The organism is Stenotrophomonas sp. VV52 (assembly GCF_002893095.1).
In the GTDB taxonomy this organism is placed as follows: domain Bacteria; phylum Pseudomonadota; class Gammaproteobacteria; order Xanthomonadales; family Xanthomonadaceae; genus Stenotrophomonas; species Stenotrophomonas aracearum.
Genome location: NZ_PKQQ01000017.1, coordinates 1 through 18,975 on the forward strand (window position 1 = coordinate 1; position 18,975 = coordinate 18,975).

The 18,975-nt window shown below is 68.4% G+C and carries 7 protein-coding genes; 2 read left to right on the forward strand and 5 right to left on the reverse strand.

Going from position 1 to position 18,975, the window contains the following annotated elements; all coding sequences use genetic code 11:
* The 5 genes from C2U58_RS18850 to glnA all read right to left on the reverse strand — a co-directional run.
* The coding region (locus tag C2U58_RS18850) for a hemagglutinin repeat-containing protein (protein ID WP_172448193.1) at positions 1-11,593 on the reverse strand (11,593 nt) is incomplete at its 3' end.
* Between the two features lie 68 nt (positions 11,594-11,661).
* Positions 11,662-13,398, reverse strand: a complete 1,737-nt coding sequence (locus C2U58_RS18855) for a ShlB/FhaC/HecB family hemolysin secretion/activation protein (RefSeq protein WP_102947216.1) — start codon at positions 13,396-13,398, stop codon at positions 11,662-11,664.
* A 236-nt stretch (positions 13,399-13,634) separates the two neighbouring features.
* The gene (amt, locus tag C2U58_RS18860; protein WP_102947217.1) at positions 13,635-15,065 is read right to left on the reverse strand and encodes an ammonium transporter; all 1,431 of its coding nucleotides are present in this window, start codon (positions 15,063-15,065) and stop codon (positions 13,635-13,637) included.
* 18 nt (positions 15,066-15,083) lie between these two features.
* Positions 15,084-15,422: a P-II family nitrogen regulator gene (locus C2U58_RS18865; protein ID WP_070207933.1), complete on the reverse strand. Its 339-nt coding sequence runs from the start codon at positions 15,420-15,422 to the stop codon at positions 15,084-15,086.
* A gap of 250 nt (positions 15,423-15,672) precedes the next feature.
* Positions 15,673-17,082, reverse strand: coding sequence for a type I glutamate--ammonia ligase (glnA, locus tag C2U58_RS18870; protein ID WP_102947218.1), 1,410 nt, complete (start codon positions 17,080-17,082; stop codon positions 15,673-15,675).
* Between the two features lie 234 nt (positions 17,083-17,316).
* Here glnA and C2U58_RS18875 point away from each other — a divergent pair, with 234 nt between their 5' ends.
* Both C2U58_RS18875 and C2U58_RS18880 read left to right on the forward strand, forming a co-directional pair.
* Positions 17,317-18,111, forward strand: coding sequence for an undecaprenyl-diphosphate phosphatase (locus C2U58_RS18875; RefSeq protein WP_102947219.1), 795 nt, complete (start codon positions 17,317-17,319; stop codon positions 18,109-18,111).
* Positions 18,112-18,131: 20 nt separating this feature from the next.
* Positions 18,132-18,968 (forward strand): META and DUF4377 domain-containing protein, encoded by an 837-nt coding sequence (locus C2U58_RS18880; RefSeq protein WP_102947242.1) that lies wholly within the window; start codon positions 18,132-18,134, stop codon positions 18,966-18,968.
* Positions 18,969-18,975: the final 7 nt, after the last annotated feature.

Here is an 18,975-nt window from a genome sequence, read left to right on the forward strand (position 1 = left end):
TGTTGGCGAAGCCCCAGCCCTTGCCGCTGCTCTGGCTGGTGCTGGACTCGGTGTTGTGGGCCACGTCGAACACGATGTCCTTGGTGGCCAGCAGCAGGGCGTCACCTTCGGCCGAGAGCTGGGCGCCCTGGCTGGTGATGGAGCCGCCGTTGGCGATCAGGGTCATGTCGCCGCCCGCGCTCAGCTGGGCCACGCGGGCGTCGCTGGTGGAGTGGGTCTGGTTGCCACTGGAGCGCTGGCTGCCGACGGTGACCACCACCGCGGTGGTGGCCGCGCGCACGCCGGAGGCGGTGCCCTCGGCGTTGCGGGTGATGTCACCCATGATCGAGCCACTGTCGGCCATGCCGTCGGTGGTGGAGTCGCGGGCGCTGCGGTAGGCCTTGGTCGGGTCGTAAGTGACGCCCATCGAGAACCCGCTGGACTTGCTGGACTGGCTGTTCTGCGTGTCCACCGTGTCCTGGCGCGCGATCAGGTTGATGTCCTTGCCGATCAGGGTCAGGTCGTTGCCGGCGGCGACGTCGGAGGCGGCGATGGTGAGCTGGTTGCCGGCGTTGAGCTGGACGTTGCCGTTCATGGAGCCGACCGCGGAGCCCACCTGGGTGGTGGACTGGCTGGCGCTCTGATTGTTGGACTTCGAACTGTTGTACCCCACCGAGGCCACGCCATTGGCGAAACCGCCGGTGATGCCTGACTTCTTCTGGTTGAAGCTGCTGGCTTCGCTCAGGGTGTCCTGCGCGGACTCGATGGTGATGTTGTTCACCGCGGCAATGCGCAGGTCGTTGTCGGCCAGCACGGTGGAGCCGGTGATCGAGACGTCGTTGCCGGCAATGATGTCCACGGTCTTGCCGCCCACGCTGGAGCCGACCGCGTAGCTGGCCGCGCTCTGCTCGTGGGTGGTGGTGGTGGTGCTGGAGAGCGTCTTCTTCTTGCGGGTGGTTTCGTCCACCACCAGCTCATGGGTCTCCTGGGTGGTGGTCAGGGCCACGTTGCGGCCGGCCGAGAGCACCACGCCGCCGTCGCTGCTGTCTACGGTGGTGGACTGCAGGGTGAGGTCGCGCCCGGCCTGCAGGGCGACGCCTTCGCCACCACTCAGCTGGTTGCCCAGCACCCAGCCACTGGCGGCGGTCACTTCGCGCGAATGGTTTTTGCTCTTCGCCCCGCTCTCGAAGCTCTGGGTGTCGACCACGGCGACGCTGTTGATGTCACGGCCGGCCTGGGCGACCAGGGCGTTGGCGGCCGAGACGTTGGCGGCGGCAAGGTTCAGGTCGCGGCCTGCGTTCAGGACCACATCGCCGGCACCGGTGATGGTGGTGCCGATATGGGTCGCCTGGCTCTGGCTGGTGAAGTTGCGCGCGTCGTGGGTCAGCGAGACGCTGCGCTGCTCGGTGACCGAAGTCAGGTTGATGTCGCCACCGGCGACGACGGCGGTCAGGCCGTCGGTACCGGCATTGGCCAGCTGCGCGGCGCGCAGCTCGACATTGCCCCCGGCGTTGACGCTGAGCACGCCGGCGCCGTCCTTGTTGGTCACATACAGGCCGGCCACGCGGTCCAGCGTGGTGGTCTGCTGGTGCAGAATGTCGCCCTTGTCGCTCCACTGGCGGGTGGTGGAGGCAACGGTGATGTCGCCGCCGGCCTTCAGTGCGAGCACGTCGGTTGCGGTGACGGTGCTGCCGATGATGTCGATGTTGCCGCTGGCCTTCAGGCCGACCTGCTGGCCGCTGATCTGGCCGCCGCCGATGTTGCGGATGTTGCCGGCGTCGATGCTGACCAGCTGACGGCCGGCGATGTCGCCGTTGTTGACCAGATCGCCACGCAGCTTGATATCGATGTCGGCACCGGCCAGCAGCGCACCGTTGCTGTCGAGGTCGCCCGGCATCACGCGCAGGTACACCTGCGGCACCAGCGCGCGGGTGACCGAGCCGTCGGCCAGGGTTACGTCCTGTTCGACCAACCAGACGATGTCGCTGGTAAGGCGCGCCATCTGTTCGGCGGTGAGCGCCACGCCGGGGCGCAGGCCCCAGGCACCGGCCACGGTGGCGCCGGCCTCAAGCAGCGCGCGGTACTGGTCTTCGTCGCTGGCGTAGCCGTCCAGGAAGCGGCGGCCGGTGAGTTCGCCGATCTGCTCGCGGACCAGCTTCTGTTCGTAGAAGCCGTCGCCGAGGCGCTTCTGGGTCTGGGTGGGCTCGAACCCGGCACGCTGCAGCAGGTAGTCGGAGCTGAGCCAGCTGCGGTAGTTGGCGAACTTCGGATCGGTCTCGACCAGATAGTTGCCACGGTTGGCGTCCACGTTGAACAGGCTGGCGCCTGGCGCGCTGGCGTTCGGAGTGGCGGTCACCACCACGTGCGGGTCATCGCCGGCGGCGGCGACCACCTGTTTGCGGTCCAGTGCGGCGTTGCCGCCACTGCCGTTGCTGCTGCCCGCCTGCACCGCGGCCGGGCCATTGGCCGTGGCTTGGCCGGCCTGCGCGGCGCTGATGTCCTGTGCACCGCCGCTGCCGGGGCCGGCCGAGCCGACCTGGCCCGGGCCCTGCGCGGTGGCGGTGTCGGCCAGCTGCGCGCCGGCGCTGCCGGGGCCCTGCACGACGGTGCCGTTCTCACCCTGGGCGGCAGACGCCGCGCCCGGTCCCTGCGCGCTCACCGGACCCGCACCCTGGCCAGTGCTCTGGCCGGGGCCCTGTACGGCACCGGCGCCCGGACCCACCGAGCCTGCACCGGGGCCGCTGGTGTTGAGGTTGGAGGTGCCGTTGCCGTTGCCCACGCTGGGACCACTGCTGCCGACGTTCTCGTTGCGCAGGTTGCCCACGTCGATGATGAGCTTGCCGCCGGCCGTGATTTCGGTGCCGAGCACACCCAGGGTCTGGGTGATCGGCGCGGCACTCCAGCGGCTGGACGAGCCACCGTAGGTGTAGGACACGTTGTTGAAGCTGTCGGTGCGCTGCAGCGTGCGCGATCGGTTGATCACCGACGACGTTGCAACGTTCAGCCCCCGGATGCTGAAGTCGCGACCGGCGGCGATGCTGGCGTACTCATTGAGCAGCGCGTCGGTAGCGATGTTGATGTTGCCGCCCGCGGTAATCACCGCGTCGGCGCCGGCCGAGACCAGCACGTCTTCCACGGTGGTGCGGGTCGCCACGCGGCGCTGTTCGTTGCCGCTGGTCTCCTCTGGATGGCGCTGCATGTTGATCAGCATCGCGTCCGGATTGTCGTAGTCCGGGTAGGTGATCAGCTGCACGCAGTTGGTGGTGCAGGTGCCGTAGGCGTTGTTGTAGCTGAGCGTGTCCGATTCATAGCGGAACGCCGGGCTGCCCGGCTGGCTCGCGGAGAGGTCGCGGAACGGATCTTCGGCGCCGGCACCGAGCTGGTCGGGGTTGTTGCGGTTGTCGGAACGGCCCACGTAGTAGATCACCACGGTGCCGTCCTGGACGGTCAGGCGCGAGCGCTCCCCGCGTGCCCCGTACAGGCCGCCGCGCGCGAAGTAGTAGGCGCTGGTGTTGGCGGTCAGGCGCACCACGGCGCGGCGGATCTGCTGGCCGTCGGGCGTGATGTAGGCGCTGTCTTCCAGGATGTCGTCCGGGTTGAGGTAGTAGACCTCGTTGGGCTGGAAGTTGGAGGTATTGCGCAAGGCGCCGGTGTTGTTGCCGTTCTTGAACCAGCCCGGCTGGCTCAGCGTGACCGGGCCGTACTGGGTGGTCTTCTGCTCCACCACCACGTTCTCGCGGATGTTGTTGACCGCCAGCGCGTTGATGTCCAGGTTGCCGGCGATGTCGATGGTGGCGCTGAGGTTGTCGATGCGCTGCGCGGTGCCTACCGCATTCAAGCCGCTCAGCCCGCCACCGATGAAGGCGTCGCCGTCGCTGAAGATCAGGCTCTTGCCGCGGTTGGTCAGCACGCCCACGCCCAGGTCCAGCCGCTGGCGCGCGGCGATGGTGGCCGAGCGCTCCACGCCGCCGACGTTCTCGGCGATGTTGTTGAGGGTGCCGGCGTTGATCGCGATGCGGTCGCCATAGATGCGGCCGGTGCCGATGTTGGTCAGCGTACCCGCGTCGATATGGGTGGTGTGGCCGTCCAGCAGGCCACGGTTGACCAGCTCGCCGTTGGCGACCAGGCGGGTCAGGCCGACGCTGCTGATTTCGCCAGTGGCCGCGTTATGGATGTTGCCGGCGCTGATGTTGACCCCGGCACCCTGCAGCTTGCCCTGGTTGTCCAGGTTGCCCTGGATGGCAAGGGTGAGCGTGCCATTGGCGGCCAGCTCGCTGGTGTTGGTGTAGCTCTGGCGCAGCTCCAGGGTCATGTCGCCCTGCGAGAGCAGCTTGCCGTTGCCGGTGATCTCGCGGGTGCGGATGATCTGTTTGCTGCCGGCCACCAGCGTGCCGCCTGCGTTGGCGATGCTGTCGGCGTTGATCTCGGAGGTCTGGGCGGCGGACACCTGGCCACCGGTGTTGTTCAACAGACCGCCGAGCTGCAGCTTCAGGTTGTCGGCCAGGACCTGGCCCTGCTGGTTGTCCAGACTGCCCGTGGTCACCTGCAGCTGCTTGCCCTGCAGTCCCAGGGCCGGGCCGTTGGGCGCGCTGAGGGTGTTGCGGTTGTCGACGCTGGCGGCCTGCACGCTGAGCGTGCCGACGGCGGCGACCAGCCCACTGCGGTTGTCCAGCGCGCCGGGCAGTGCGATGTCGGCGTTGCGGCCGACGCTGATGGCGCCACCGACGTTGGTGAGGCTCTGCGCGCGGAGGGTGAGGTCGCTTGCGCCCTGCAGCGAGCCGCCACCGGAATTGTCCACGCTGCTGGCATTGACGGTGATGGCGCCCTGCCCGAACACCGCACCGGCGCGGTTGTCGAAGGCGCCGCTGGTGATGTCGAGGGTACCGCTGCTGTTGATGCCATTGCCGTTGGCATGGGCGTTGAGCAGCGCCTGGCCGGAGGTGTCGATGCGCAGGTTGCCGGCCGATTGCAGCAGGCCGCCGCTGTTGTCGAGCAGGCCGGTGCGCAGCGTGTTGGCGCCGGTCAGGCTGGCGACGGTGCCGGCGCGGTTGTCGAGCGCCAGGCCATGGGTGTCGAGGTCGATGCTGCCGGCAATGACCCTGCCGGCCTGGTTGTTCATGCCGGCGGCGTCCAGTGCCAGCGCGGTACCAGCCTGGATCAGACCGGCGGCATTGTTGAGCTGGGTGGCCGTGTCGAGCTGCAGGGCGGCACCGGCGGCGAGGATGCCCGCCGCGTTATTGACTGTGCCCGCCGTGATGTCGGCATCGCCGCCCGCGTTGATCGTGCCCTGTGCGCTGTTGTCGAGCAGGCCGTCGACGGTGACGGTCAGCGCGGCGGTGCCGTCGCTGTGGACGATGCCGGCGCGGTTTTCGATGCTGGCAGCGGTAACCGTCGTAGTACCGCCGGTGAGGATGCGGCCGCTACGGTTCTCGAGTGCGCCACCGACAATCAGCTGGCTGCTGGCGGTACCGGCGGCCTGCAGCGTGCCCTGGTTGTTGAGCAGCTGCGCGGCGCGCAGGTCCAGCGCACCGTTGGTGGCGACGGTGCCGGCGGTGTTGTCCATGGCGCCGCGCACGTTGAGTACCAGCGCGTCGGTACCGGCGGCGGTCAGGCTGCCACCGGCGGTGACCAGCTCACCGGTCTGCACGTTGATGCGTTGTGCGGCGGTGGTGCCATTGCGCAGGTCGGTGGTTTCGCCCACCAGCTGCAGGCTGCCATTGCTGAGCAGCTTGCCGCCCTCGCCGCTGAGGGTGTGGGCGTTGATCGCCAGGGTGCCAGTGCCGGCGTGCTGCACGGTGCCGCCGGCATTGCCCAGCGTCGCCGCGGTGACCTGCAGGTCGCCGTTGCTGGCCAGGGTACCGCCGGCGCCGTTGTCCAAGGTGCCCTGCACGGCAATCGTGCTGGCCCCGGTGCCGCCGGACAGCACGGTGCCGCCCTGGTTGTCGAAGCTGGAGGCAATGAGGTCGAGCTGGTTGGCGCTGAGGGTGGCGTCGCGGTGGTCGACGTCGCCGGCGCGCAGGGTCAGGGCCCCCGCCGTAGCGATGCTGCCCTGCTGGCCCTTCAGGCTGCCGGTCTGTACGGTCAGGCCACCTTCGCCGGCGTGGGCGATGCGGCCGGCCTCGTTGACCAGGTTGCCGCTCTTCACCAGCAGCGCATTGGCATTGCTGGCCACGGTGCCGCGGCTGTTGTCGAACTGGCCGGTGACCTCGATGCGGGTATCGGCGCTGCCGGCCGAGCTCAGGGTGCCGCCTACGTTGGACAGCGCGCCCGCGCTGATCTGCTGCGCGCCGTTGGCGGCCAGCGTGCCACCGTCGTTGCCGAGCGCGTCGCGCACCTGCACCACCATGGCCTGCTCACCGGTGGAGGTGAGCGTGCCGCCGGCATTCTGCAGGCTGCCTGCGATGACGCGGACATCGCGTGCGGCGGTGGTGCCGCCACTGATATCCACCGCTTCACCCTGCAGGTCCAACGCGCCGTTGCTGACGATGCGGCCTCCTGCGCCCTGCAGGGTGACCACGTCGATCTGCAGCTGGCCGTCGCCGGCCTGTTCGATGCTGCCGCTGCGGTTGTCCAGCGTGTCCGCGCTGAGGGTGGCGTCGCCGCCGCTGGCGATCAGGCCGGCGTTGCTGTTGTCGAGCAGACCGTCCACGTCCACGTGGAGGTCGGCGGCGCTGTGCAGCGTGCCGCCCTGGTTGTCGAGGCTGGCGGCGGTGATGTCGAGGTCGCCGCTGACCAGGATCTTGCCGGTGCGGTTGTCCAGTGCGTTGTCGACGCTGATCTGGCTGGCGGCAGTGCCGGCGGCCTGCACGGTGCCGCCGCTGTTGAGCAGCGTGCCCGCACGCAGGTCCAGCGCGCCGTTGCCGGCGAGGGTGCCGCCACTGTTGTCGAGCTGGTTGCGCGCATGCAGCACCAGCGCGTCGGTGCTCGTGGCGGTGAGCGTGCCGCCTGCGGTAGTCAGGGTGCCGCTGTCGATACGGATGCGCTGGGCCGAGGTGGTGCCGTCGCGCAGGTCGATGTTCTCGCCCTGTACGGACAGGCCACCGTTGCTGACCAGCGTGCCGCCGGCGCCGTTGAGGGTAGTTGCGGTGATGTCGAGCAGGCCGGTGCCGGCCTGCTGCACGGTGCCGCCGGCATTGCCGAAGGTCGCCGCCTCGATCACCACATCGCCATTGGTGGCGATCAGGCCGTCGTCGCCGTTGTCCAGCGCGTCCGCCACGGTGAGGCGGTTGGCGCCGGTACCGGTGGCGATCAGCTTGCCACCGCGATTGTCGAAGGACTGCGCGTCCAGCGCGATCTGCGCGGCCTGCACGGTGGCGCCACGGTGGTCCACTGCACCGGCCGACAGGTTCAGGGTGCCGGCGGTGACCACGGTGCCGTCGCGGCCGTCCAGCTGCCCGGTGGTGAGCGTGAAGCCCTGCGTACCGGCGTGGTTGAAGGTGCCCTGCTCGTTGCGCAGGCTGCCGGCGCTCACCGCCAGTGCGGCGGCGTTGCTGGCGATCAGGCCCTTGCTGTTGTCGAGTGCGCCGCTGACCGTGATCTGGCTGTTGGCGGTACCGGCCGCGCTCAGGGTGCCCTCGCGGTTGCTTATGGACCCGGCGTCGATGCGCTGCGCACCGTTGGACGCAATGGTGCCGCCGTTGTTGGCCAGCTGGTCGCGTACCTGCAGGGACATTTCGCCGGTGCCGGTGGCACTGAGCGTGCCGCCGCTATTGTCGAGGCTGCCCGCCTGCACGGTGATGTCGATGGCTCCGACCGCACCGTCACGCAGGTCCAGCTCCTCTCCCTGCAGCTGCAGCGCGTCGCTGGCGACGATGCTGCCCTGCGCGTTGCGCACCGAGGCCGCCTCGATGCGCAGGTCGCCATTGCCGGAGATCGCACCCGCGGTGTTGTCCAGCGCGTTGGCCACGCGGATCCGCGAGGCGGCCTCGCCAGCGGCGATCAGCTTGCCGTGGTCGTTGATGAAGCTGCCGGCGTCGATATCCACCGCGCCGTTGCTGCCCAGCGTGCCGCCGCTGTTGTCGAGCAGGGTGCGGACTTGCACCTGCAGGGTGCCGCTGCCCAGCGCACTGAGCTGGCCGCCGGCGGTGACCAGCCGGTTGCTGTCGATCTGGATGTGCTGCGCCGCCGTGGTGCCATTGCGCAGGTCGAGCGTGTCGCCATGCAGGCTGAGCGCACCGTTGCTGAGCAGGGTGCCGCCGGCGCCGGACAGCGTGTCCACGTCGAGGGTGAGCGCACCGGTACCGGCCTGCTGGATGCTGCCGCCTGCATTGCCCAGGGTGTCGGCGCTGATCTCCAGGTCGCCATTGCTGGCCAGGCTGCCGCCGTCGCCGTTGTCGAGCGTGCCGGTCACCTGCAGCGTGTTGGCGCCGGTCCCGGTGGCGACGATGCTGCCGCCGCGGTTGTCCAGCGACGCGGCCGTGAGGTCGAGCTGGGTGGCGGCCAGCGAGGCGCCGCGATGATCGATCGCGCCCGCATGCAGGGAAAGCGTGCCGGCCGTACCGATCTGGCCGTCCTTGCCGTCAAGGCGCCCGGTGTTGATGGTCAGGCCACCGCTGCCTGCGTGGCTGAGGGTGCCGTCGGCATTGACCAGCGCGCCGCTCTGCAGCTGCAGTGTCGTGCCGTTGCTGGCCAGGCTGCCAGCGGTGTTGTCCAAGGTGCCGGTCACGCTGATCCGGGTGGCCCCGGTACCGGCCGAATTCAGTGCGCCGCCGCGATTGCTCAGGGCGCCGGCGTCGATCTGCTGCGCCCCATTGGCGCTGATCGCACCGCCGTCGTTGACGAGGTTGCCGTCGACGCGCAGCTGCAGTGCCTGGTCACCCGTCGACAGCAGGCTGCCGCCGCTGTTGTCCAGCGAGCCCGCCTGGATGTCCACCTGGCGTGCGCGGGTGCTGCCCTTGTGCAGGTCAAGCGCCTGCGCCTGCAGCTGCAGCAGGCCGTTGCTGGCAATGCTGCCTTCGCCGCCCTGCACGTTGCCGGCGGTGATCTGCAGGGTGCCGGTGCCGGCATGGTCGATGCTGCCGCCCGTGTTGAGCAGGCCGTCGGTATCGATGCGCAGGTCGCCGTTGCTGGACAGCATGCCGCCATCGTTCTGCAGCTGCGCGGTCGCGCGCACGGTGGTCGCGTCGGTGCCGGCGGCGATCAGCTTGCCGCCATTGTTGATCAGCGTGGTGCTGTCGATGGCGAGTGCGCCGTTGCTGCCGAGCACGCCGCCGCTGTTGTTCAGGGTGCGTGCCACCTGCAGCCGCAACACATCGGTGCTGGCCGAGGTGAGCGAGCCGCCGGCCGTGACCAGGTCGCCGGTGCGGATGTCGATGCGCTGCGCGGCGGTGGTGCCGTCGCGCAGGTCGGTGCTGTTGCCCTGCAGCGACAGGCTGCCGTTGCTGAGCAGGGTGCCGCCCGCGCCGTTCAGGGTGTGCGCGTTGATCTGCAGGCTGCCGGTGCCGGCCTGCTGGACGGTGCCGCCGGCATTGCCGAGCGTGTCCGCGCTGACGTGCAGGTCGCCGTTGCTGGCCAGCGTGCCGCCGTCGCTGTTGTCCAGGTGGTCCTGCACATGCAGGCTGCTGGCCTGCTGCCCGGTGGACAGCACGGTGCCGCCGCGGTTGTCGAAGGCGGTAGCCGAGAGGCTGACCTGGTTGGCGATCAGCTGTGCATTGCGATGGTCGGCGGTGCCCAGCAGCAGGTCGATGTTGCCGCCGGTGGCGATCGTGCCCCCGCTGCCGTCCAGACGCCCGGCACGCAGCTGCAGGCCATTGCCACCGGCATGGCTGATGCTGCCGCGCGTGTTGACCAGCGCGCCGACGTCCAGGCCGAGGCTGGCCGCATTGCTGGCGATGCTGCCGTCGCTGTTGTCGAGTGTGCCGATCGACCAGCCGGTGCTGGCGGTGCCGCCATGGGCCAGCGTTCCGCCGCGGTTGAGCAGGGTCTGCGCCTGCAGTTCCACGCCCTGGGCCAGGTTGATGCGGCCACCGCTGTTGTCCAGCGTGCCCACCTTGGCGCTGGCGGCGCCCTGCACGTCGAGCGTGCCGCCCACGTTGCGCAGTGCCTCGCCCTGCACCTTCAGCGTGTCCACGCCGAGCGTGCCGCCACTGTTGTCCAGGCTGTTGCCGGCCTGCAGCTGCAGCGCACCGCTGCCGTCGATGGCGCCACCGTCGTTGTCCAGGGTGTGGGCGATGTTGAGCACGCCGGCCGCCAGTACGACAGGGGTGACCGGCGGGGTGACCGTGCCGGTACCCGGGGTCGGCGTGCCGGTGCCGGTCCCGGGAGTGCCGCCCGTGCCCGGCGCAGGCGTACCGCCACCGGTGTTGCCACCGCTGTTGCCGCCACCGCTGCCCTCGCCCGGGGTTGTGCTGGCCACGGTGCCGATCCGACCCTGCACGTTGCGGATGTCGGCACCGGTCAGCTGCAGCGCCTGCGCGCCGACCTGCTCGATGCTGCCGGCGCGGTTGCGCAGCGCATCGGCGTTGAGTTCGATCCGGCGCGCGTTGAGCGTACCGCCGCTGTTGTCGATGTCGGCCGGGGTGTCCACGCGCAGTTCGCGCTCGGCGCTGAGCGTGCCGGCATTGGCCACGCCGCCGCTGGCGCTCACCCGGGTGTCCTGCTGGGCATGCAGCGCGCCGGTGTTTTCCAGTCGACCGTCGGCGGTGACCACCAGTTCGCCGGCCTGCGCACCGATCTTGCCGGCGTTGCGCATGCCCACGCCGTGTTCGTTGCCGACCAGCCAGATGCGGTTGGCATACATGCCGCCCAATGCACCCACGTCCAGCGCGAACGCCGGCGCGGCGCCGTCGGCGGCCTGCGCGGCAACGCCGGTGTGGTCGGCACTGACCACGTTGGTGCCCAGGCTGGCCTGCAGCTGGTTGGCCCAGATGCCGGCGTTGACCTGCAGCGAGCGGGTGATGATGTCGGTGTAGTCGGCGCGGCTGGCATCCAGGCCGGCACCGGCAATACGGATGGCGCCGCCGTTGACCCGGTAGCCTTCCAGCGCGCCGTTGCTGACGATCGGGCTGCCGGTGGTGAGGGTGACGCGGCTGGCGTTGAGGAAGCCGGCGCCGTCGATCTGGATGCCGGCCGGGTTGGCGATCACCACCTGCGCACGGGCGCCGGCCACTTCGATGTAGCCGTTGAGCTGGCTGGGGTTGCTGCTGTTGACCTCATTGAGGATGACCCGCGCCGTGCCGGTAGCCAGCCACGGGTTGCCCTGCACCCACCCACCGATCTGGGTCTGGGTGTCGGTGCGGGCGTTGTTGAGGATGGCGCCCTGCGAACCGACGTCGAACTGCTGGTACTGGTTGCGCGACACACCGGCCCGGCTGGGCGTGGTGATGTTGACCTGCGGGGTGCCGTTGGCCGAGCTGACCACGGTGGGGCGCTGCTCGGCCGGTGCATTGGGGTCGGCGATGATGCGGCCGGCATTGGGCGACTGCTGCGCGGACAGCGGCTGCACCACGCCGACCCAGCCCAGTGCCAGCCACAGTGCGAAGCTCATCGGCCGCAACGTGGCCACGCCGTTGCCACCGCGTGCGTCGCAGCCGCCGCGTGGTGCGTTGACCAGCTCCGAAGCGACCTGCATGACACCCAACGTGCGGTTGAAGACCAGGCGGTAGACTCGATTCACAGCGTTGCTTCCTTTCAATGCGGTGTAGGGTGCGCGCACCGGTCAGGCACGCGGCCATGCAGCTGGCGTCAGAACGAGACGCCGAGGTTCATGCCAAAGGTGGTGTAGGCGGTCTGGAAACCGTCGGGTTTGTGCAGCGGACTGCCGACGAAACCTTCCCACTGCAGGTGACGGGTGCCACCGCGCAGGCCCAGCGCCATGCCGGTGAGGCGGTCGCCCAGCAGGTACTCGGTGGACGGGCCGCTGACCTGGCCGTGGTCGACCGCGACGTAGCTTTCGACCCCGCCGCCGAGGGCGAACGCCAGCTCATTGCGCAGCAGCCAGCCGCGCTCGCCGGTGAGCGAGACTTCGCCATCGAACCCGCGCACGGTGTAGCGGCCGCCGATGGAGAAGCGGTCCTGCGGTACCAGCCGGGTACGGTTCCACTGCGCGCGCCAGCTGCCGGTGTAGCGCAGTGCCTGCCCGCCCCACTGCATCGGCACGGTGAGCTGGGCGTCGGCGGTGATGATCTTGCCGCGTGCGGTGCCTTCGCCGAAGCCCTGTTCCGGTGCTTCCAGCGCGTCGAACGCGCCGGTGCCACGGCGGTAGGCCAGGTTCGCGTCGAGCGTGGCCTTGCCGATGAAGTGGCGGTGGCCCAGGCCCAGCTCCCAGCCGGCCATGCGCCGACGCTGCACCAGGATCTCGGTGTCGTCGATGAAGTTGTCCGACTCGCGGTACCAGCCACGCCCGTACATGCTGGTCTTGGCGTGGGCGTTGCGATACAGCATGCGGGTCAGGCGCAGCTCGGCGTTGCGGCTGGAGCCGCTGTATTCGTAGGTCTCGAATGCACCTGCCACGGTCTGCTGGTAGTCGTACTCGCTGGCGTTGGCGCCCAACTGCCACCAGCCCATCGGCACGCTGTAATGGGCGGCCCAGCTGTCGGTGCCGCGTGCCCTGCCGTTGAACACCGACTTGCCGGCGTTGAAATAGAACAGGTCGCTCAACCCGGCCAGGTTGTCCAGCGACAGCGTGGCACCGGCCTGCAGCTTGCCGGTGGAGGTGCTGCCGGCATCGTCCAGGGTCAGGTTCAGGCGCACCGGTGCGCGCTGGCTCCAGCTGATCACCAGGTCGCTTTCGCCGGGCCGGGCCGCAGCGCCTTCCTGCGGCGGCGCGATCTGGATGTCGACCGCAGCCGTGGGCACGCGCTGCAGGTTCTCCAGTGCCTGCTCGATGTCGCGCAGGTTGAGCAGGTCGCCCGGGCCAACCGACAGCGCATTCCAAAGCGCCGGAGTGCGACCCTCGTCGCTGGCAAAGCGCACCGCATGGATGCGGCCGGGCACAACGGTCAGGGTGAGCGTGCCGCTCTTGAGGTCCTGCGGCGCAGCCAGGATGCGGGTGGTGACGAAGCCGCGCGCGATGATCGCGTTCTGCACGCGCTTCATCACGATGTCCACCCCGGTGGTGCCCAGGCAGCGGCCGCTGGCCGGATCGTTGCGCGGATCGGCAGCCTTCAGCGCCCAGCGGAAACGTTCGGCGAGGTCTCCCTCCAGCACGATGTGGTCGATGGTGAAGCACGGCGATTCGTTGGCCGGCAGGCGACCCACGGCTTCCTCGGGCGTGGCCTGCAGGCGCACGTCGGGCGTGGTTTCCTGCTGCTCGCGCAGCACACGCTCACGCTCCTGCTGGCGCAACAGTTCCTGGTCCGACGGCCGGGCAACCTGCGCGCCCACGGCGGTGGGCAGGCAGGCGATGGCAACAGCCACGGCCAAGCGCCAGCGCAGCGCACGGCTGCGATCGATACGTCCTTGATCCCTTTTCACGCACATCCTTGGCAGCTGAGTCTGGCGCACGCGGCGACGGGTCAGCCTGCGGCCGGAGGACTTTAATGGAATTGGGGGCCGGAAACAGTAGGAAAATTCTCATTCTTTGCGAAATTGAGACATCGCCGTGAAGCCTTCGGACACTAAAAAGCCGGCGGTCCGAAGGCCGCCGGCTGTGACGTCAAGAGGTAACGTCGATCAACGCAAAGGTGTTGCCCCGAAGATAGTGTGACGCCGCGCGCTCAGACCTCGTAGGCCGACTCGCCGTGCGAGGTGACGTCCAGGCCGGTGCGCTCGGCTTCCTCGGTCACGCGCAGGCCAAACACCATGCGCACCACCAGCAGGATCGCCACGGTGACCACGGCGCACCAGACAATGGTGAAGCCGACGCTGACGAACTGCACCCAGACCTGGTGGCCGATGTCGAGGTCGGCATTGGTGCCGCCCAGCGACTGTGCACTGAACACACCGGTGAGCAGGGCGCCGACGATGCCACCGACGCCGTGCACACCGAACACATCGGCGGTGTCATCCACCTTGAGCAGGCGCTTCAGGCCAGTGACACCCCAGACGCAGACCACGCCGGTAACCAGGCCGATCACGATCGCGCCCAGCGGGCCAACGGTGCCGCAGGCCGGGGTGATGCCGACCAGGCCGGCCACTGCGCCGGAGGCGGCACCCAGTGCGGACGGCTTGCCCTTGCTGACCGCTTCCACCAGGGTCCAGCCGAGTACCGCGGCCGCGGTGGCGAGGATGGTGTTGATGAAGGCCAGCGAGGCGACGGTGTCGGCGGCAGCAGCCGAACCGGCGTTGAAGCCGAACCAGCCCACCCACAGCAGCATCGCGCCGATGTAGGTGAGCGGCACGTTGTGCGGCTTCAGCGCGGTCTGGCCGTAGCCGATGCGCTTGCCGACGAAGTACGCCGCGACCAGGCCGGCCACGCCGGCATTGATGTGCACCACGGTGCCCCCGGCAAAGTCGATCGCGCCCATCGCCCCCAGGTAGCCGCCACCCCACACGATATGCGCCATCGGGATGTAGCTGAGGGTGAACCACAGCGCCGAGAACAGCAGCACTGCCTTGAACTTGATGCGTTCGGCGAACGCGCCGACGATCAGCGCGGTGGTGATGCCGGCGAAGGTGGACTGGAACGCCACGAACAGATAGTCCGGCAGGCCCTTGATCGGGGTGTTGCCTACCGACTCCGGCGTGAAGCCCTTGAGGAACGCGAACTGGGTGAACGAGCCGAAGAACTGGTTGCCTTCGCTGAACACCGCGCTGTAGCCATAGGCCACCCACAGCATCAGCACCAGCGAGAACACCACCAGGATCTGGCTGAGCACGGAAAGTACATTCTTGGAGCGCACCAGGCCGCCGTAGAACAGCGCAAGACCGGGTACCACCATCAGCAGCACCAGCAGGGTGGAGGTGAGCATCCAGGCGACGTCGCCGCGATCAAAAGCGGGCGCGGCTTCGGCTTCCGCGGCGGGCGCCGGGGCCGCTTCGGGCGACGGCAGCGGTTCGACCGCGACGGTTTCGCTCGGCGCTGGCGAGACCTGTGCCTGCGCGTGCGCGGTACCACTGAGTGCACCCACCGCGAGCGCGCTGAACAGCATCAACAGGCACACGGCATGGAACCGGGCTTGCCACCCGGTGAACAAGGAAGTCTTCATTGTGGGCTCCGAGTGGGGTTAGAGCGCGTCTGCGCCGAATTCGCCGGTGCGGATCCGGATGACCTGTTCGACGGCGGTGACGAAGATCTTGCCGTCGCCGATCTTGCCGGTGCCGGCGGCGGTCTGGATCGCTTCAACCACGGCGTCCAGGCGTTCGTCGGTCACCACGGTTTCGATCTTGATCTTGGGCAGGAAATCCACGACGTACTCGGCGCCGCGATACAACTCGGTGTGGCCCTTCTGGCGGCCGAAGCCTTTTACTTCAGTCACGGTGATGCCCGACACGCCCGCATCGGAGAGGGCCTCGCGGACCTCGTCGAGCTTGAACGGCCGGATGATGGCGGAGATCAATTTCATGCGCATGCCCCGAAGATGGATGGAGCCGACGGCCACTTGCACATGGCCGCCGGTCGTTTGCGCCGGACTGCATGGACCGCGATGACGCGGGAGGGAGGAAGGCCCATGCTGCGCGTCCGGTCTCTCTTGCCCCTGTAAAACGGTGGTGCGTGGTGCCCGCGCCTGGCTCCCCAGCCGGTGCGCGGTGGTGCGAAAAGCGGTGGCGATGCAGAAGGTGGGAGGGAAGTCCTTCGGCATCGCCACCTGTTGCTCAGACCGCGTAGTACATCTGGTATTCCAGCGGATGGGTTGCGGCGCGGAAGCGGGTCACTTCCTGCATCTTCAGCGCGATGTAGCCGTCGATGAAGTCGTCGGTCATCACGCCGCCGGCCTTCAGGAACTCACGGTCCTTGTCCAGCGCTTCCAGCGCCTGGTCGAGGCTGGAGCAGACCTGCGGGATCAGCTTCTCTTCTTCCGGCGGCAGGTCGTACAGGTCCTTGTCGCTCGGTGCGCCCGGGTCGATCTGGTTCTTGATGCCGTCCAGGCCGGCCATCATCAGCACGGTGAAGGTCAGGTAGCCGGACTGGATCGGATCGGGGAAACGCATTTCGATGCGGCGTGCCTTCGGGTTGGACACCCACGGAATGCGGCACGAGGCGGAACGGTTACGCGCCGAGTAGGCCAGCATGACCGGGGCTTCGAAGCCCGGCACCAGGCGCTTGTAGCTGTTGGTGCCCGAGTTGGCGAAGGCGTTGATCGCCTTGGCGTGCTTGAAGATGCCGCCGATGTACCACAGCGCCATCTGGCTCAGGCCGCCGTAGCCGTCGCCGGAGAACAGGTTGGTGCCGCCCTTGGACAGCGACTGGTGCACGTGCATGCCGCTGCCGTTGTCGCCGACGATCGGCTTGGGCATGAAGGTGGCGGTCTTGCCGTTGCGGTGGGCGACGTTCTTGATGACGTGCTTCATGCGCAGCAGTTCGTCGGCCTTCTGCACCAGGGTGCTGAACTTGGTGCCGATCTCGCACTGGCCGGCGGTGGCCACTTCGTGGTGCTGCACTTCCACTTCGATGCCGACCTGTTCCAGCACCTTGCACATTTCAGCGCGCAGGTCGTGCAGCGAGTCGGTCGGCGGCACCGGGAAGTAGCCGCCCTTCACGGCCGGACGGTAGCCGCTGTTGGCGCCGTCGTACTTGTCGCCGGTGCTCCAGGCCGCTTCTTCGGAGTCGATCTTGAAGAAGGTGTTGCCCATGTCATTGGCGAAACGGACCGAGTCGAAGATGAAGAACTCCGGCTCCGGACCGAAGAAGGCCTGCTCGGCGATGCCGGAGGACTTCAGGTAGGCTTCGGCGCGCTTGGCGATGCCGCGCGGGCAGCGGCCGTACGGCTGCATGGTGGCCGGGTCGAGGATGTCGCAGGTGATGACCAGGGTCGGATGCTGGTAGAACGGGTCGACGTAGGCGCTGGACGGATCCGGCATCAGCACCATGTCCGACTCGGCGATGCCCTTCCAGCCGGCGATCGAGCTGCCGTCGAACATCTTGCCTTCTTCGAACAGCGACGGCTCCACGATGCTGGCCGGGAAGGTGACGTGCTGCTCCACACCGCGCATGTCAACGAAACGCAGGTCGATGAACTCGATCTGGTTGTCCTTGATCAGCTTCTCAACGTTTTCCACGGACATCGGTGAAACCTCAGATGGGTGATTGCCTGTGTGGGTAGAGCAATCCCCGTGCCAACTTTCTGCGGCGCACAAGTGGTTGATTTCACACGGCCTGCACTGAACTGGCGCCTGAACGCTGCGCACCACGATGGTGCAACGGCCGCACCACGCACACATTTGGTGCGGGCATTGATGTTTTATGATCGGGACCGCCGCCGGGCACCGCCCGGCATCAACCAGAGCCCGTGCGCGCCGATGTCCGACCTGTTTTCCGCCCTGCTGTTGGGCATTCTTGAAGGCCTTACCGAATTCCTGCCGATCTCCAGCACCGGCCACCTGCTGATCGCCCAGCACTGGCTGGGCGCGCGCTCGGACTTCTTCAACATCGTGATCCAGGCCGGCGCGATCCTGGCGATCACCCTGGTGTTCCGCCAGCGCCTGTGGTCGCTGGCCACCGGCCTGCACGACCGCGCCAACCGCGACTACGTGCTGAAGCTGGGCACCGCCTTCCTGGTCACCGCCGTGGTCGGCCTGCCGGTGCGCCTGGCCGGTTGGGAGCTGCCGGAGACGGTGACCCCGATCGCCTGGGCGCTGATCATCGGCGGCATCTGGATGATCCTGGTGGAAATGCGCGCCGCGCGCCTGCCCGACCGGGACGAGGTCACCTGGAAGGTGGCGGTGCTGGTCGGCCTGGCCCAGGTGGTGGCGGGCGTATTCCCGGGCACGTCGCGTTCGGCAGCGGCAATCTTCATCGCCATGCTGTTCGGCCTGAGCCGGCGCGCGGCGGCGACTGAATTCGTGTTCCTGGTGGGTATTCCGACCATGTTCGCCGCCAGTGCCTACGCGTTCCTGGAACTGGCCAAGGACGGCAAGCTGGCCAGCGAGAACTGGACCGACGTGGGCGTGGCCTTCGTTGCCGCGGTCATCACCGGCTTCGTCGTAGTGAAGTGGCTGCTGGGCTACATCAAGGCGCACCGCTTCACTGCGTTCGCGTACTACCGGATCGCACTGGGCGCGGCGCTGCTGCTGTTCCTGCCTGCTGGCAACTGAAGTCCCCCAAGGAGATGTCCATGAAAACCACCCGCAACCTGATGCTGATCCTGCCGCTGGCCCTGCTGGCCGCGTGCAGCAACCCCTCCAGCCAGGCCCCCGCCGGCCCCGGCCGCGACGACCTGGCCCCGGCGCCGACCGCGGCGGCCGACCAGAAGGCCGCCGCGCAGCTGGACGTGCAGCGCCTGCAGGGCAACCACTGGGTGCTCGACAGCGCCACCGACGCCAGCGGCAAGCGCATCGACGCGCTGTTCGCGCGCGCCGACAAGCCGGTGACGCTGGACTTCATCGACGGCCGCCTGGCGGTGAGCAACACCTGCAACCGCATGGGCGGGGGCTACACCCTGGCCGACGGCTCACTGACCGTTTCGCCGATGGCCTCGACCATGATGGCCTGCACCGACAAGGCGCTGATGGCGCTGGACCAGGCGGTGGGCTCGCGGCTGGAAGGCGCGCTGAAGACCGAACTGGGTACCGAAGGCCAGCTGACCCTGCGCACCGCCAGCGGCGACGTGCTGGTGTTTACGCCGCAGCCGACGGCCGAAACCCGCTTCGGCGGTCCGGGCGAGACGGTGTTCATTGAAGTGGCCGCGCAGACCAGGCCGTGCCCGCACCCGATGATCCGCGACAAGCAGTGCCTGCAGACGCGCGAGATCCAGTTCGATGAGAACGGGATCAAGAAGGGGACGCCGGGTGCGTTCGAGAACTTCTACGACGTGATCGAGGGCTATACGCACGAAGCCGGTACGCGCAACGTGCTGCGGGTGAAGCGCTTCAACGTGGCCAACCCGCCGGCCGATGCGTCGTCGAAGGCGTATGTGCTGGATATGGTGGTGGAGTCGGCTGTCGAGAAGTGATGCATTG